General features: G+C 40.9%; 1 protein-coding gene. It reads right to left on the bottom strand.

All coding sequences use genetic code 11. The features are described 5' to 3' along the window. The coding region (locus MWU65_RS17680; protein WP_247079987.1) for a hypothetical protein at nt 1-301 on the bottom strand (301 nt) is incomplete at both ends.

Below are 301 nucleotides of genomic sequence, written 5' to 3'. Positions count from 1 at the left end.
TCAGGGAGGTCTGAGTTTAAATTCAATGTGGTATCATTACCAACATCTGAATTGTTTAAAATATCAATACCTCCAGCAGTTGTACCTACTGTTATCCTATAACCCGTTGCCTCAGGAACCATATTCCAACTTAGAGCTGTATCTGTAGGTACATTGTTAGCACCGTTTAGCGGACTGCTCAATGAAGTACAGTTAGGGATTGTTGCCGTATTTTCTGTGGTAAACGACTCTTCAGAACATCCAGTGGCATCTCCCGTTGCGTTATACGGAGTGATAGTCACATATATTTGTGTGTTTTCAG

The sequence above is a fragment of the Cellulophaga sp. F20128 genome (assembly GCF_023015805.1).
Taxonomy (GTDB): domain Bacteria; phylum Bacteroidota; class Bacteroidia; order Flavobacteriales; family Flavobacteriaceae; genus Cellulophaga.
The sequence above is the reverse complement of the archived record's forward strand: the minus strand, read 5'-3'. Positions and strand labels throughout refer to the sequence as shown.